At 66.8% G+C, this 14,688-nt stretch carries 16 protein-coding genes and 1 tRNA gene; 6 read left to right on the forward strand and 11 right to left on the reverse strand.

The window, feature by feature from the left end; genetic code table 11:
* Positions 1-9 precede the first annotated feature (9 nt).
* Entirely contained in the window at positions 10-1,206 is a 1,197-nt protein-coding gene (locus tag G7B69_RS11185; RefSeq protein ID WP_166179246.1) for an AI-2E family transporter, read from the forward strand.
* Between the two features lie 6 nt (positions 1,207-1,212).
* Here G7B69_RS11185 and G7B69_RS11190 read toward each other — a convergent pair whose 3' ends face one another.
* The gene (locus G7B69_RS11190) at positions 1,213-1,824 is read right to left on the reverse strand and encodes a superoxide dismutase (protein WP_166179248.1); all 612 of its coding nucleotides are present in this window, start codon (positions 1,822-1,824) and stop codon (positions 1,213-1,215) included.
* Positions 1,825-1,951: 127 nt separating this feature from the next.
* On the opposite strand from G7B69_RS11190, the gene glmM reads away from it, so the two are divergent.
* From glmM to thiD, 3 genes are read left to right on the forward strand one after another with little or no spacing between them, the layout of a single operon-like run.
* The gene (gene glmM / locus G7B69_RS11195; RefSeq protein ID WP_166179250.1) at positions 1,952-3,292 is read left to right on the forward strand and encodes a phosphoglucosamine mutase; all 1,341 of its coding nucleotides are present in this window, start codon (positions 1,952-1,954) and stop codon (positions 3,290-3,292) included.
* Positions 3,292-3,516, forward strand: coding sequence for a DUF1272 domain-containing protein (locus G7B69_RS11200; protein WP_166179252.1), 225 nt, complete (start codon positions 3,292-3,294; stop codon positions 3,514-3,516). The genes glmM and G7B69_RS11200 overlap by 1 nt, the downstream gene beginning before the upstream one ends.
* Complete coding sequence (thiD, locus tag G7B69_RS11205) at positions 3,513-4,358, forward strand: bifunctional hydroxymethylpyrimidine kinase/phosphomethylpyrimidine kinase (RefSeq protein ID WP_166179254.1); 846 nt, start codon at positions 3,513-3,515, stop codon at positions 4,356-4,358. The genes G7B69_RS11200 and thiD overlap by 4 nt, the downstream gene beginning before the upstream one ends.
* On the opposite strand, the gene G7B69_RS11210 is transcribed toward thiD, so the two are convergent.
* From G7B69_RS11210 to G7B69_RS11250, 9 genes are all read right to left on the reverse strand, one after another.
* Positions 4,355-5,248, reverse strand: coding sequence for an LOG family protein (locus tag G7B69_RS11210; RefSeq protein ID WP_243415141.1), 894 nt, complete (start codon positions 5,246-5,248; stop codon positions 4,355-4,357). The genes thiD and G7B69_RS11210 overlap by 4 nt on opposite strands.
* 70 nt (positions 5,249-5,318) lie before the next feature.
* Complete coding sequence (locus tag G7B69_RS11215) at positions 5,319-6,071, reverse strand: hypothetical protein (protein ID WP_166179258.1); 753 nt, start codon at positions 6,069-6,071, stop codon at positions 5,319-5,321.
* A complete protein-coding gene (locus G7B69_RS11220; RefSeq protein ID WP_166179260.1) occupies positions 6,071-6,820 on the reverse strand; it encodes a hypothetical protein in 750 nt (249 codons plus the stop codon). The genes G7B69_RS11215 and G7B69_RS11220 overlap by 1 nt, the downstream gene beginning before the upstream one ends.
* Positions 6,821-6,822: 2 nt before the next feature.
* Positions 6,823-7,245 (reverse strand): hypothetical protein, encoded by a 423-nt coding sequence (locus tag G7B69_RS11225; RefSeq protein ID WP_166179492.1) that lies wholly within the window; start codon positions 7,243-7,245, stop codon positions 6,823-6,825.
* 111 nt (positions 7,246-7,356) lie between these two features.
* Entirely contained in the window at positions 7,357-8,907 is a 1,551-nt protein-coding gene (locus G7B69_RS11230; RefSeq protein ID WP_166179262.1) for a beta strand repeat-containing protein, read from the reverse strand.
* A gap of 466 nt (positions 8,908-9,373) precedes the next feature.
* Complete coding sequence (locus G7B69_RS11235) at positions 9,374-10,372, reverse strand: CsgG/HfaB family protein (RefSeq protein ID WP_166179264.1); 999 nt, start codon at positions 10,370-10,372, stop codon at positions 9,374-9,376.
* A gap of 9 nt (positions 10,373-10,381) precedes the next feature.
* Positions 10,382-10,810, reverse strand: a complete 429-nt coding sequence (locus tag G7B69_RS11240) for a curli production assembly/transport component CsgF (protein ID WP_166179266.1) — start codon at positions 10,808-10,810, stop codon at positions 10,382-10,384.
* A 192-nt stretch (positions 10,811-11,002) separates the two neighbouring features.
* The gene (locus G7B69_RS11245) at positions 11,003-11,599 is read right to left on the reverse strand and encodes a response regulator transcription factor (RefSeq protein ID WP_166179268.1); all 597 of its coding nucleotides are present in this window, start codon (positions 11,597-11,599) and stop codon (positions 11,003-11,005) included.
* Between the two features lie 261 nt (positions 11,600-11,860).
* A tRNA-Gln gene (locus G7B69_RS11250) sits at positions 11,861-11,934 on the reverse strand.
* Between the two features lie 155 nt (positions 11,935-12,089).
* Between G7B69_RS11250 and G7B69_RS11255 the strand changes: the two genes are divergently transcribed.
* Positions 12,090-13,217 (forward strand): Ppx/GppA phosphatase family protein, encoded by a 1,128-nt coding sequence (locus G7B69_RS11255; RefSeq protein ID WP_166179270.1) that lies wholly within the window; start codon positions 12,090-12,092, stop codon positions 13,215-13,217.
* Entirely contained in the window at positions 13,214-13,879 is a 666-nt protein-coding gene (locus G7B69_RS11260) for an RlmE family RNA methyltransferase (protein WP_166179272.1), read from the forward strand. The genes G7B69_RS11255 and G7B69_RS11260 overlap by 4 nt, the downstream gene beginning before the upstream one ends.
* On the opposite strand, the gene G7B69_RS11265 is transcribed toward G7B69_RS11260, so the two are convergent.
* Positions 13,876-14,577 (reverse strand): c-type cytochrome, encoded by a 702-nt coding sequence (locus G7B69_RS11265; protein WP_166179274.1) that lies wholly within the window; start codon positions 14,575-14,577, stop codon positions 13,876-13,878. The genes G7B69_RS11260 and G7B69_RS11265 overlap by 4 nt on opposite strands.
* Positions 14,578-14,688: the final 111 nt, after the last annotated feature.

Here is a 14,688-nt window from a genome sequence, read left to right on the forward strand (position 1 = left end):
AGTCAGGCCATGGGCGACGGGACCGACCAGATTGCGGACATCGCGGTGCCGGCCGATCCACCGCCGCGCCGGCGCGCGCTGACCTTCGCCGCGCAGGAACTGCGGCTGATCTCGGCGCTCGTGCTGCTGCTCGCCATCGGGCTGTTCCTGGCATTGCCGTTCGTGCTGTCGATCGGCGCCGTCGTGTTTCTGCCGGTCGTGACCGCGATGATGCTGACGATCGTGCTCTCGCCGCTGGCCGACCGGCTGGCCCAGGGCGGGCTGCCGAACGTCCTCGCCTCGCTGGTTTCGCTGCTCGTATTCCTCGCCATCGTAGTGCTCGCCCTCACCGCGGTGCTGCGTCCGGCGGTCGGCATGTACGACGAAGTGCCGGCGATGATCGACCGCATCGGCGAGCACTTCAGCCATCTGCAGCACAATTTTCGCTGGGTGACGCAGCTCAATCACCAGTTGACCAACCTCACGGGCAACGGCGGGCGGCGCGAGGTCGTCCTGGCCAGCCCGTCGATGCTCGAGCAGGTCGCTTTCGCAACGCCGACGGTCGTTCTCGAGGTGCTGCTCACCTTCCTGATGGCGTTCTTCATGATCGAGGCGCGCGTGCGCGTGCGCCGGCGGCTGCTGCTCGACCGCCAGCATGTCGGCGCGAGCCTCAAGGTCGCACGGGTGATCCGCGACGTGCAGGATCGCGTTGCCGCCTACATTCTCACTGTCGGGTTGATTAATTTCGGCATCGGCGTGATCGTCGCGCTCGGCGCCTGGGGCCTCGGCCTCGACGCGCCGATCATGTGGGGCGGGCTCGCCGCGCTGCTCAACTTCATGCCGTATATCGGCCCGCTGACGATGATCGGCCTGCTGGCGCTGTTCGGCATTGGCACGAACACCTCGCCGCTGGTCGGGGCGATACCGGCGCTGTGCTACCTCGGCCTGCACGCGATCGAGTCGAACGTCGTCACGCCGTCGATCCTCGGCGCCCGCTTCACGATGAATCCGGTGCTGATCCTGCTCGCACTGAGCTACTTCACGTGGATCTGGGGCGTCACCGGGGCGCTGCTGTCAGTGCCGATCCTGCTGACGCTGACCGCCCTGGTCGACCACCTCGGCAAGCCCAACCTGATCGGCTTCATCTTCGGCGAGCCGCTGTTCGCGGCCAATCCGCTGGAAACGGCCGAAGAAGTCGTGGCCGAAGCCCCGGCCCCTTCGGCCTGATTCTTCTCAGCTCGGGTATTTCCAGGCCGAGCCACGCTCGAGGTTCTCGGCGGCGAAGTCCCAGTTGAGATGGTTGTCGAGGACCGCTTTCAGGTAATCCGGCCGCACGTTCTGGTAGTCGAGGTAGTAGGCGTGCTCCCACAGGTCGATGGTCAGCAGCGGGTTCTTGCCGCTGTCGGCCAGGGTGTCGCCGTCGTGGGTCTCCTCGAGCGACAGCGTGCCGCCGTTGTCGGCCAGCCACACCCAGCCGTTCGAGAAGTGGCCCACCCCGCGCTCGACCAGCTTTGCCTTGAGCTCATCGAGCGAGCCGAACGCCGCATCGATCTTGCTCGCAAGCTCGCCCGTGGGCGTGCCGCCGCTGGGAGCGAGCGAATTCCAGTAGAAGCCGTGGTTCCAGCTTTGCGCCGAGTTGTTGAACAGGCCCTGGTTGGAACCGCGCGCGCCGGCGATCACTTCTTCGAGGCTCTTGCCGGCGTTGTCGGTGCCTTCGACAGCCGCATTGGTCTTGTCGATATAGGCCTTGTGGTGCTTGCCGTGATGAAAGCCCAGCGTCTTCGCGCTGACCGCCGGTTGAAGCGCCTCGGGGTCATAAGGCAGCGGCATGAGTTCGAAAGCCATCGGTCCGTCCTTCCTGTTGTCTGGGTCGTTCGTTTTGCCAACGCGCCGGAACGCAGCTAGTGCCGCGCTCTGTAAATCGCAATCGGCCGGTGGCAAGTTACAGCGACGCGGCACTCAAGGGGTTCGCATGGCACGCAGGTATTTCGGCACCGACGGCATCCGCGGGCGCGCCAACGACGGCGTGCTGACGCCGGAGCTGGCGATGAAGGTCGGCCAGGCCGCGGGCCGCCACTTCCTGCGCGGCGACCACAAGCATCGGGTGATCATCGGCAAGGACACGCGCCTGTCGGGCTACATGATGGAAACCGCGCTGGTCGCCGGCTTCACCAGCGTCGGGATGGACGTGATCCTCACCGGGCCGCTGCCGACTCCGGCGATCGCCATGCTCACCCGCGAGATGCGCGCCGATCTGGGCGTGATGATCTCGGCCAGCCACAACGCCTTTCCCGACAATGGCATCAAGCTGTTCGGGCCCGACGGACTCAAGCTCAGCGACGAGGACGAGGAGGCGATCGAGGCGTTGATGAGCTCGAAGATTCCGCTGGCGACCGGCGGCGATGTCGGCCGCGCGCGGCGGATCGAGGATTCTCGCGGGCGCTACATCCACGCGGTCAAGAACTCGGTCGGCGACGAAGTCCGCTTCGACGGCCTCAAGGTCGTGATCGATTGCGCCAACGGCGCCGCCTACCAGGTCGCCCCGACCGCGATCTGGGAGCTCGGCGCGCAGATCTTCGCCGTCGGCGTCGAGCCCAACGGCCTTAACATCAACGACAAGGTCGGCTCGACCGCGCTCGAGACGGTCAAGGCCAAAGTGCTCGAGGAAGGCGCCGACATCGGACTTGCCCTCGACGGCGATGCCGACCGGCTGATCGTCGTCGACGAGAACGGCGAGACCGTCGACGGCGACCAGCTGATGGCGCTGATCGCGACCCGGATGGCCGAGGCGGGGCAGCTCAAGGGCGGCGGCGTGGTCGCCACGGTGATGAGCAACCTCGGGCTCGAGCGGTATCTCGATGGCCTCGGGTTGAACCTGGTGCGCACCGGCGTCGGCGATCGATACGTGCTCGAGGCGATGCGCGCCGGCGGCTACAACGTCGGCGGGGAGCAGTCTGGGCACATGATCCTGCTCGACCATGCGACAACCGGCGACGGGACGATCGCGGCGCTGCAAGTGCTCGCCGAACTGGTCCGTTCAGGCAAGAAGGCAAGCGACCTGCTGCACTTGTTCGAGCCGGTCCCGCAACTGCTGAAAAATGTCGTTTACGCCGATGGCGATCCGCTGGCCGACGCTGCCGTCAAAGCCGCCATCGCCGAGGGCGAGCGGGCGCTCGACGGACGCGGCCGCCTGGTGATCCGCAAGTCCGGCACCGAGCCGAAGATCCGCGTGATGGCCGAAGGCGACGACGCCGGCGAGGTCGAGCGGGTGGTCGATTCGATCTGTGACGCGGTTAAGAAGGCGGCGGCATAATGCTCGAAATGCGCCCCGATTGCGAACGCTGCGGTGCGGACCTTCCGGCCGAAGCGGCGGGCGCGTTCATCTGCAGCTTCGAATGCACCTTCTGCGCCCCTTGCGCCGAAGCGCTCGACGACGTGTGCCCGAACTGCGGCGGCGAGCTGGTCGACCGCCCCACGCGGGCGAAACGGCATCACGACAAGCACCCGCCGAGCACCCAGCGCCGGTTCAAGCGATGATCCCTCCGCCCCGCGTCCTCGCCATCGCCGGCTCCGACAGCTCGGGTGGCGCGGGGATCCAGGCAGATATCAAAACCATCACCATGCTCGGCGGCTACGCGATGACCGCGATCACCGCGGTTACGGCGCAGAATTCGGTGGGCGTTCAGGCGGTGGAGGTGCTGTCGGCGGACATGGTTGTAGCCCAGATCGACGCCTGTCTGTCGGACATCGGGGCAGACGCGATCAAGATCGGCATGCTCGGCTCGCCGGAAATTGGACATTGCGTGGCCGAGAGGCTCGAGGGCCTTCACCTGCCGGTGGTGTTTGATCCTGTCATGGTTGCGACGAGCGGTGCGATCTTGGCGGACGAGGCCACCGTAAAGGCGTTCAAGCGCATCATGAAGCTGGCAACAGTCACAACACCAAACCTGCCCGAGCTTGAAGCGTTATCGGGAACTTCAGCCGGTCAGGAGTGGCAAATGGCCGAGGCCGCGGAGGAGCTCGTGGATCGGCTCGGCGCGCAAGCGGTCCTTGCCAAGGGCGGGCATTGGCCCGGGGGCACAATCAGGTATTCCGATGGCCGTGTGGCCTCTACTGACGGTCTCATTTTCGACGTTTTATTTTCGCGTTCGACTGAGGGCCATTGGAACGAGTGGACTTTCGAGCATGAGCGTATCGATACGCAACACACGCACGGGACGGGCTGCACGCTGTCGAGTGCTATCGCCGTCGGTCTCGGCAACGGCTTTCCTTTGAATGGTGCGGTGAAAGCAGGGATCGATTTCCTTCAGGCTGCCCTCAAAGGCGCCCCCGGCTTCGGTTCCGGGCACGGCCCGATGGGCCACCACGCGGTACGCTAATCCTTGATCTTGTAGAACCTGGCGATGTGCTTCCACGCGTCTTCGGCTGTCTCGCACCACTGAAACAGCTCGAGGTCGCGTCGCGCGATCGTGCCTTCCTCGCACAGTGCCTCGAAGTTGACCACGCGGTCCCAGAACTCGCGGCCGAACAGCAGGATCGGGATCGGCTTCATCTTGCCGGTCTGGATCAACGTCAGCGTCTCGAAGAACTCATCGAAGGTGCCGAACCCGCCCGGAAACACCGCCACCGCTCGCGCGCGCAGCAGGAAATGCATCTTGCGCAGAGCGAAGTAGTGGAAGTGGAACGACAGATACGGGGTGACATAAGGGTTCGGCGCCTGCTCGTGCGGCAGGACGATGTTGAGGCCGATCGATTCCGCCCCGGCGTCACTCGCGCCGAGGTTGGCCGCTTCCATGATCGACGGGCCGCCGCCGGAGCAGATCACGAATTGCCGTTCACCATGCTCGACGATCGACTTCTCGCTGACCATCCGCGCGAGGCGGTAGGCCTCGGCGTAGTATTTGGCTTTGGCGGCCAGGCTCTCGACGACCTTGCGCTCGGATTCGGGCAAGTCCTTGGCTCCGGCGAGCGCGGTTTCGACCGCACCGGGCGGCGGAATGCGCGCCGAGCCGTACATCACCAGGGTCGAGCCCACCCCGGCCTCGTCGAGCAGCATCTCCGGCTTCAGCAGCTCGAGCTGAAAGCGCACCGGGCGCAGCTCTTCGCGGAGCAGGAAATCGGTATCGGCGAAGGCGAGGCGATACGCCGGGTGGCGCGTCTGCGGTGTATCGGTCGGCGCCCGTTCGGCGAAGCCCGCTTCCTGTTCGGCACGGTAGAATTTGCGTACCGTCAACTCGCGGTCGTCGTCGCCCGGCTTATCCTTATCCACGCTTGTTCCTTCGTCCATCTTGCGAGCCGACCTAGGCGTTAGAGGCGGCGAAGAAAAGCGCTCGGTCGTATCAGGGCCTCGGCGGGGTGCCACCAGTCTGCACCTGCAGCCCCTGGAGAATCTGCGCCAGGGATGCGTCCCCAGTGGCGGCCTGCTGGTCTTCGGGCGGGGCGCCGTCGGCCGCTGCGGCCTGCTGTCTGTCGAGATAGAGCGCGGCCAGCTCCTGGTTGCTTTGCAGATCGGCGTCGGGCGTGTCGCGCGAAGCGAGCCGCAGCCGCGTGGCCGGCGAGCGGCCGGCTTGCTCGTCTTCGGAGCGCTGCTCGGCGAGCAATTGCTGCTCGGCGCTGAGTTGCGGCGGCGCGGGCGCGTTGAATTCCTGCGCCCGCAGCTCAAGGATTCGCCGGCAGCGCTCGAGTTCTTCCCTGGCCAGTTGCGGATCGCATCGATCGTGCCCGCCGAGACGCGCCACCCCTTGCGGGCGGCTGTCGGCGGTCGACGAGACCGCCGCCTGGGTTTCATCCGGAGAGGCCCCGACTTTGCTCAGCTGGGGCTGCTGGGGCGTTCTGTCTTCAGGGGAGATCTGCCGCAGCGCAGCTGTCCGCGGGACCGACGGCTGCGACGCCGCTGTCGCCCGGTCGCGCGGCTGGGGCGAGCCTTGCGGCGAATCCTCCCCGGGTGCGAGTTGATCCACGTGCGACCGATCGTTCTCGGGGAGCGAGATCGCGAATTCGTCCAGCCGGGCCGGATCGCTCGCCGCCTGCGCCAAGAGAGGCACGGAAACGCCCGCCAGCAACGTCATGGCGGCAAGGGCGGCCGCGCGCATCACCAGCTTTGCGTCACCGCGACGGCATCGCCGCCCGACTGGCTGATGGCGAGATCGGTATGGTTGTCGCCCACCTGGGTCCACGACAACTGGTTGTTGCCGCCGGTTTGCGTGGCGGTCATCGCATTGCCCGAGCCCTCCTGCACCAGTCGCGCCTGGTTGTTGTCGCCCGACTGCGCGAGCGTCATGGCGTTGTTGTCGCCGAGCTGTGTCGCGGCAACGCCGCTGCTGACGCTCTCGCCCTGCTGGTCGAACAGCATGACGTTGCCGTTGCCCGCCTGCTGCAAAAGCGCCACCTCGGGTCCGAGGCCGGATTGGGTGAGATCGAGCTGGTTGCCGCCGCCGTCCTGGGCGACCAGCGCATAGTGTGCGCCCTCCCCCGACTGGCTCACCACGGCGCGGTTGCCGTCGCCGCTGCGCTGATCGATCCGTGCATACTGCGTGTTCGCGGTCTGCGAGATCGTCGCCAGGCCGGCGTTGCCGATCTGGGTGATGAAGGCCCCGCGATCGTTGCCCGGGCGCGTGATGGTAAACGGGTCCGGGTGGCGATCGTAGTCGACCTTTTCGCGGGCGTTGCCTTCGGGGCTGGGATTGCCGTGATTGCCGTTGCACGGATTGCCGGTGCCGACGCCTGGACCGTCGGTGCACGGTCCGCCAGGCGTGTCCTTGCCTGTGTCCGCCTGGGCCGGGGCTGCTGCCGCGATGCTCAGGACGGTCGCCAGGATCGCGCTCGCAATCAGTCGTTTCATCATCAATTCTCCAGCTGCGGGCCCTGGCGGACCACGGCGCGATTGCCGCTGCCGCTCTGGTGCACGGTGGCGGCGTTGCCGTTGCCGGCCTGCGTCAACTCGGCGTCGTTGCACGCGCCGTCCTGCTTCACCTCGGCGCTCGCCGTCGCGCCCGACTGCGAAATCGCCAGCTTCTCGCCGCTACCGGACTGGACCGCGAGCGCGGCGTTGTCGTTGCCGTGCTGATCGAGCCGGATCGTTCCGTCGGGATCGCCGCGGACGATCGTCGCGGTGTTCCCGGTGCCGCCGCGGATGATGGTCGTCGTGCCGCGATCCTGGTTAGCCATGGAAGGATCTCCCGGACAGGTCTCGGCCGCGCCGGCTAACGCCGGCAGGCACAGTCCGGCAAGGACGAGCGCACGGCGGGCGAAGAGCGGCAGAGGCATGTTTTCTGTCCTACATCAAACACTTGAAGAGGACCAACCCGGCCCGCGCCAAGAGGAGCGGACCGGGCAGGCCTGGCGGCGAGACGCCCGAGGGCGCCCCGCCGCTTTCACTCACGAACCCTGCGTGACGGTGGCGGTGCTGTTCGAACCGCTCTGCAGGACGTTGGAGAGGTTGCCGTTCGACGACTGCAGCACGGTCGCCGTGTTGCCGTTGCCGGACTGGGTCAGGTACGAGTCGTTGTCGTCACCGGTCTGATCGACATTGGCATTGTTGCCGCTGCCGGTCTGGTCGACTGCCGAGTAGTTGGCGTCGCCCGACTGGAAAACGTCGGCAACGTCGTTGTTGCCCGACTGCGACAGGCTCGAGACGTTGTCATGACCGAGCTGGTGGACACCGCTTGCCAGGCTGATGTTGTTGCCACCCGGGAACGGCACTTCCGAGGTCGTCGGGTAGTTGTTGTTCACGCCCGACTGGCTGATCGACGAGCTGTTGCCCGAACCGGCCTGCTCGACGAATGCTGCGGTGTTGGTACCGGAGGCAAGAACGCCGGAAGCGTTGTTGCTGCCGCCCTGCTGGATGAACGCGAAGTTCGAGGCACCGGTGGTGGTCACGCTCGAGCTCAGCACGTCACCGACCTGCTGCACGTCGACATAGCTCGAGAAGTTCGGATCGTTGAGGATCGGCTCACCGAGTTCGGTCGAAGTGTAGCCCCCGCTGCCGGCGGCCGAGTTCTGCGAGATGCCCGACGAGTTGCCGTTGCCGGTCTGGGTCACGCGCGCCGCGTTGTTGGCCGCCAGCTGGGTAACCGCCGAGCCGTTGTTGTTGCCGCTCTGAGTGACCACGGCGGCATTGTTGTTGGCTTGCTGGTCGACGCTGGAGTCGTTCGTGTCGCCCGACTGGTCGACGGTCGCCGAGTCGGCGTCACCCGCCTGCGTCACGTACGAGGTCTGGTTCTGCGAAGCATCGTGCTGCGTCACCGTGGCGGTACCATTGCTGCCGATCTGGCTGACTCCGCTGATGCCGAAGATCCCGGTCTGTGAGACGGTGGCGGTGTTGCCGCCGCCGCCGGCCTGGGCGACGGTGGAGGTGTTGCCGTACGAATTGTCGCCGCCGTTATCGAGGCCCTGGGTCACGTTGGCGATGTTGCCGTCGCTCGACTGGTCGACCGACGAGGTCTGGAAGTCGTCGAATTGCGACACGCTGGCAGTGTTGCCGTTGCCCGACTGGTTGATGCCCGACGTGTTGGCGAGCGCCGAGGTGGCGGTCTTCTGCGTCACCGTGGCGGCGTTGTCGTTGCCGCCCTGGGTGATGCTCGACACGCTGATCGGCGCCGCGCCCGGAGGATAGCTGCCCCCTTCGGCCGACGGTCCGCCCGGATAGAGGCTGCCGTCGTCTTCCTGCGTCTGCACGGTAGCAGTGTTGCCGGTGCCGGTCTGGCTGATGCTCGACGAGCCGCCGGTGGTGCCGTTCTGGTTGACCAGCGCGGTGTTGTTGGCGTTCTGCTGATCGATGCTCGACACGTCGTTCGAGCCGGTCTGGTTGACCGTGGCCGTCTGGGCGTCGCCGCTCTGGCTGACGTTGGACGTGTTGTCCTGCGCCATGGCCGGCGCGGCGACGAACAGCGCCGCTACGGACGCCGAGGTAAGAAGAATCCTTTTCATGAGTGTATTCCCTCTGCTTGCTTGGATGTGTCCGGCGTCGGCGCGCGGAATTGCGCGGCGGCGCGGTATGCGAGGCCCGTTGGCGGGCTTCGGCCGTTGGGGTTCGCCGGCGCGGCCCGAAGGCCGGCCGCGATCCCGCATCCGGAGGGGAGTTCAGCTTCAGAAGGAACGGCCACGGCCGTCGCGCAATGGCACGGCCTTGGGCGCAAGTTCTGGAACATGGTTGTCAAACTCCTCCCGGAATTTCATAACCATGCCTGTCCGGCGCACCGCGCCGGGCAGACCTGGTTGTCTCACAGCAACTTCGTCAATCCGGGCGCGTCGGGGCTGCAACCTCGGCGCGCCTTTTTGCACCGACCCCGCGGAGGCGCTGCAACGCCCCCTCGATGCCACCGGAAGACTTCGGCGTTTTCCCGGGCAGGTCCGGCCCCTGCCCGCGCCGTCCGATCGCCCCAGGCGGGGCCGATCAATCTCGTTCGCGCCCGCCCTTCAGCGGCCCGAGCGCCTTGCCGTCGACATCGGCCGCGGCGGTGCGCTTGATCTTCAAGGGCGCGGTCGCCGGCGCGTTCCTGAGCGCCTCGGCGACTTGCGTCCGGTCGAGCTCGCCGTCCCGCTCGCGCCGGTACTGCAGGAGCAGCGGCTGGGCGGCGGCGGGATTGGCGAAGTTCCACAAGCGCAGCTCGGCGCCGTCGAGCACCAGCTCCCACACGGCCTTCTCGATCGCTTGCTCGAGCGCAACCTGGTCGGGCTCGTTGGTGGTGTATCCGGCGTCGGCCTGGAGCAAGTCCTTGAAGGCCACGTAGCGGAAGGCGTTGGCGCCGATGCCCTGGCTGGCGATGGTCTTCGAGGCGGTCACCGTGGTCAACACCTCGCCGGTGCGGACCGAGACCGCGCGCAAGTACACGGTGACGGTGTCCTGACGGTATTCGGTGTGCCCGCCGATGCCGAGGAACGCCGCGCCGACGCCGCCGGTGACGGTGTTGGTGTCGTAGCCGACCACGCCGCCTTCGAGCAGCACCCCGGCGAACAGCAGCGCCGGCAGCGCTTTCGGATTGACGCCTTGCTCACCGAGGTAGCGCTCGCGCATTTCGCGGATGATCTGCCGCTCGTTGAGCAGGTTCTTAAGCGATTCGCGCTCGACGATGGTGAACCACTGGCGATTGCCGGCGTCCTGCAGCGCCTTGACCAGGATCGAGGCACCGCCTTGCGAGACCGCTCGCGACAGCGTCTGGCCCTGCTCGCTCGGCTTGAATTGCCCGGTCTGGTCGGAGAAGCCGTAGACCGCCACCGCGACCGGCCGATCGGGCGCGGGAAGCGCCTCGAGCAGCGTCTGCGTCTGGGTCTTGTCGGGGATGTAGGCTTTGGAAGTGGTTTCGGGGAACAGCGTGCGGCCAGCGTTCGTCACCGTGGCGCAGCCGGAAAGGGCGCAGGCGGCGGTACAGGCGAGAAGAGCTTTGAAGTACATCGGCGCGCCCTAGTTCACTTCGACAAAGGTCGGCACGACGATGGTGGTGACCTCACCGGTGTCGTCGTCGGTGATGGTCAGGGTCACGTTTTCGAGCCCGCGGTCGAAGGTGATCGTCTGGCCGCCGAAGCTGATGGTGCCGTGCTGCTGCGGGTTGTCACCGAAGATCGCATCGGTGATCTGCGACGAAAGCGCCGAAAGCAGCCGCGATTGCAGCTGGCGGGCGAAGATGTCCGCCTGCGAGCTTGAAGTCGAGGCGTTCGGGTCCTTGTACTTGTTCTGCGCGTTGGCGATGCCGAGCAGATGCGCCGAATTGAACGGGTTTCCCCCGAAGCTGGGGTCGACCGGCTGATAAGTGATGTCCTGCGCCGGCGCCGGGTAAGCGGCGCAAGCGAGCAGGATCGCGCCCAGCGCGAAAGTCTTGGCTTGCCTTGTCATTGACCCCCCCGGGTCGAAATTGAATTACGATCCCTTCGGAATGGCGCCCAAAGGCAACCCCATGGACCTTCCGAAAGTTAACGAATTATTATGACTCGCGCCGCCGATTCGCATCCCCACAACTGGGGAACCTAAGAATTATCCGTGTGTTACGCCTCGCCGGTCCCGTTTCGGGACAATCCACGTCCTCGCTCAACCCGAGCAAAAGGTGTGCGTCAGGCGCAGCAATTGCAGCGACGTAGTCACCGAGGCTTTCGCGTGAATTTGCTTCAGATGGCTGCGCACCGTGCTCAGCGACACGCCGAGGTCGCGTGCGATCTGCTTCGGCGAGTTGAGTTCGGCGAATTCCTTGAGCACGCGGATCTCCGCATTGGTCAGCTTGAGCTCGGCAGCGAGGCCGCACGCAACGATGTCCCGCAGCGGCAGCGACGGGCTGGCGAGCACGCAGACCGCGCGGTCCCAGTGCGCCGGCTTCCAGGCGCGCAGCACGGCCCAGTGGCGCTTGGCCTTGCCGCGGATCAGCTTGCGCTGGACGTCGGGACCGACGTTGTGAAGGAATTCGACGAACTCGCTCCTCAGTTCATCGTCGTCGACGATCAGCTTGCCCTTGCGGATGCACAGCGGCATCGGCCCGTCGAGCAAGCGCGGAGCATCGTCGCAGCACCACAGCACGCACTGGTCGTAATCGACGACGATCTTGGGCCGGGGATCGAAGGCCTCGAACGCGGCGGCGAACTCGACCCGGCATTCGTCGGCCATCGCTTCGGCCGGCGACCGCGAAGCCATCATCTCGAACCGCCGGAATCGCGAATTTTCTGCTCGCGGAACGCCCGCGCCTTGCGACCCATCCATGCCCCCTTCCGCCTCCCGATAGGGGAAGCGCATGATTTCTCATGTAAAAATCTAGGCTAACCGTTCCGCGCCCGGCGTTCAACTGCGATTTGTGGAAAAGGCTGGAGGTTGCTCCAAGGTGGAGCAGTCTGGCCGCCGGTTATGGGGGGCCCTCCGCACGGACGCGGCGTCGGTGACCGGCGCCGGGCGAAAGAAGATTGGATGCCCCGCAAGGATTCGAACCTTGATTGACGGAGTCAGAGTCCGCTCTCTTACCGTTAGAGGACGGGGCAACGAAGGGCGCGCATCTAGGTTGGCGTCCAGCGCGCGTCAACCCGCTGGTTCCACGCCGTGGAAGCCGCGTGCTTGCCCCCATCCTTCCGCTCCGCTAGCCTGACCCCAGGTCCCCGCCGCAAGGCGGGTGGAAACTTGAAAGTCTGGATTTCTCATGGCGGATCACTCACCGCCGCAACGGTCGCAAGAATTGGCCGGGCAGGTTGGACAGTCACCCGACGCGCCGCGGGCGGGCACCGGCGACGCGCCAGAGCGGCGGCACTTCCCTCACCAGCGCCAGGCCTATGCCGCGATCGACCTCGGCACCAACAACTGCCGCCTGCTGATCGCCCGCCCGGCGAGCGCGAATTTCGTCGTCATCGACGCCTTCAGCCGCGTCGTTCGTCTCGGTGAGGGACTCGCGCAGACCGGGCGTCTGAGCGACGCGGCAATGGACCGCGCGGTCGGCGCCCTCCGGGTTTGCGCCGACAAGCTGCGCCGCCGCAACGTCCACCTCGCCCGCTCGGTGGCGACCGAGGCCTGCCGAAGGGCGAGCAACGGCGCCGAATTCATCGAACGGGTCCGCCGCGAGACCGGCATCGCGCTCGACATCATCTCGGCCCAGGAAGAAGCCCGCCTCGCGGTTCTCGGCTGCCACATCCTGCTCGAGGACGGGATCGGCCCGGCGATGATCTTCGATATCGGCGGCGGTTCCACCGAGCTGGTATTGATCGAGCCCGGCGGGCCGGTGCCGCGGATCGTCGACTGGCAGAGCGTGCCCTGGGGCGTCGTCTCGCTGACCGAGACCGTCGGCCATGAGGACGAACACGCCGACGAAGCGACGCGCGCAGCGCGCTACGCCGAGATGCGGCGTGTGGTTGCCGAAAGCTTCGCCGAATTCGCCGAACGGGTAAAGCAGCACCAGGCACCGGACTTGCGTCTGCTCGGCACCAGCGGCACCGTCACGACGCTCGCCAGCGTCCACCTCGAGCTGCCGCAATACGACCGCAAGGCCGTCGACGGGCTGATCGTCCCGTCCGAATCGATGCGCGGGATTTCCTCGCGGCTCGCCGGGATGAGCCCGGCCGACCGGCGCACTTTGCCGTGCATCGGTCAGGAACGCGCCGACCTTGTCGTCGCCGGTTGCGCGATCCTCGAGACGATCCTCGACTTGTGGCCCGCCCCCCGCCTCGGTGTCGCCGACCGCGGCATTCGCGAAGGCATCCTGCGCAGCCTGATGGCGGCAGAGGCCGAGGGCGCTCAGGCCCGCGCCAGCCTCAAGCGCGGGCGGGAAGAAGGGTGAGCGGCCCCGGCAAGGACCTCGGCCGACGGGTCAAGACCGCCCGCGGTCGGACCGCCTCCTCGACCCGTTGGCTCGAGCGGCAGCTCAACGATCCCTACGTCAAGCAGGCCAAGGCCGAAGGCTACCGCAGCCGCGCAGCGTACAAGCTGGCCGAGCTCGACGAGCGCTTCGGCTTGCTCAAGGGCGTGGAGCGAGTGGTCGACCTCGGCATCGCCCCGGGCGGGTGGAGTCAGGTCGTCCGCAAGCGCGCGCCCAAGGCGGCGGTGGTAGGCATCGACTTGTTGCCGACCGACCCGCTCGAGGGGGTGACGATCCTGCAAATGGATTTCATGGCCGACCAGGCGCCGGCAGCACTGGCCGAGGCGCTCGGCGGAGCGCCCGACCTGGTGCTGTCGGACATGGCCGCCAACACGGTCGGCCACAAGCAGACCGACCACTTGCGGACGATGGGGCTGGTCGAGACGGCGGTGCACTTTGCGGTCGAGACGCTCGCACCCGGCGGCGCCTTCGTCGCCAAGGTCCTCGCGGGCGGCACCGACGCGGAGCTTCTCACGCTGCTCAAGCAGCACTTCCGCACGGTCAAGCACGCCAAGCCCCCGGCGAGCCGCAAGGGCTCGTCCGAGTGGTACGTCGTCGCTCAGGGATTCAAGGGGGGCGGTTAGTGCGCCGCTGAGTCGGCCAACGAATCCGCCGCCTTGCCGGCAACCGGCGCGGGCTGACCGGCGGCACCCGCCGCTTCGACCGGATTCGCGTCTGCGCCGGAGACGGCCGCGCCAGGACCCGCGTCAGGCGCCGTGGCCGCCGCCGCATCGGCCTTGTCCGCTGCCGGTGCCGCGGGCGCCGGATAGTCGGGCCCGCCGCCGTTGGCCTTGAGGTAGGCGATGACGTTGGCGCGGTCCTCGGGGCTCGATAGACCGGCGAAGGTCATCTTGGTGCCGGAGGCGAACGCGTTCGGGCTCTTGAGCCAGTCGAACAAGTTCTCGTAAGTCCAGTTGCCGCCATGGCCCGACAGCGCGCCCGAGAACGCGAATCCGGCCTTGCCCATGCCGATCGGCTCGCCGACCGTGCCGTAAAGGTTCGGGCCGATGCCGTTGGCACCGCCCTGGTCGATGGTGTGGCAGCTGCTGCACTTGGCGAAGATCTTCTGTCCCGCCGCCGGGTCCGCGGCCGCCAGCAGGGTGCCGAGATCGGGGCCGGCTTCGGCGCCACCCTCGACCACGCCTTCGATCGGGTAGCCCATCGTCTCGGGCCGCTCGGGCTTGTTCGCGTCGAACACGCGCTCGCTCACGGCGTTAAGGCCGAGGGCGACGATTCCGGAAAAGAGAAGCCAGCCGGCGATGGTGTTGAAACGGTCGGTCATCGGGTGAGACTACTGCCTTCGGGGGAGAACTCCGGCGCCGCTCTAGTGGGCGAGTCCGCTGTTCGCAAGACGGCAATTCGCTTGTCCCCTGGGCCCCATGCGGTTACCCGC

The sequence above is a fragment of the Croceibacterium segetis genome (assembly GCF_011320115.1).
Lineage (GTDB): Bacteria > Pseudomonadota > Alphaproteobacteria > Sphingomonadales > Sphingomonadaceae > Croceibacterium_B > Croceibacterium_B segetis.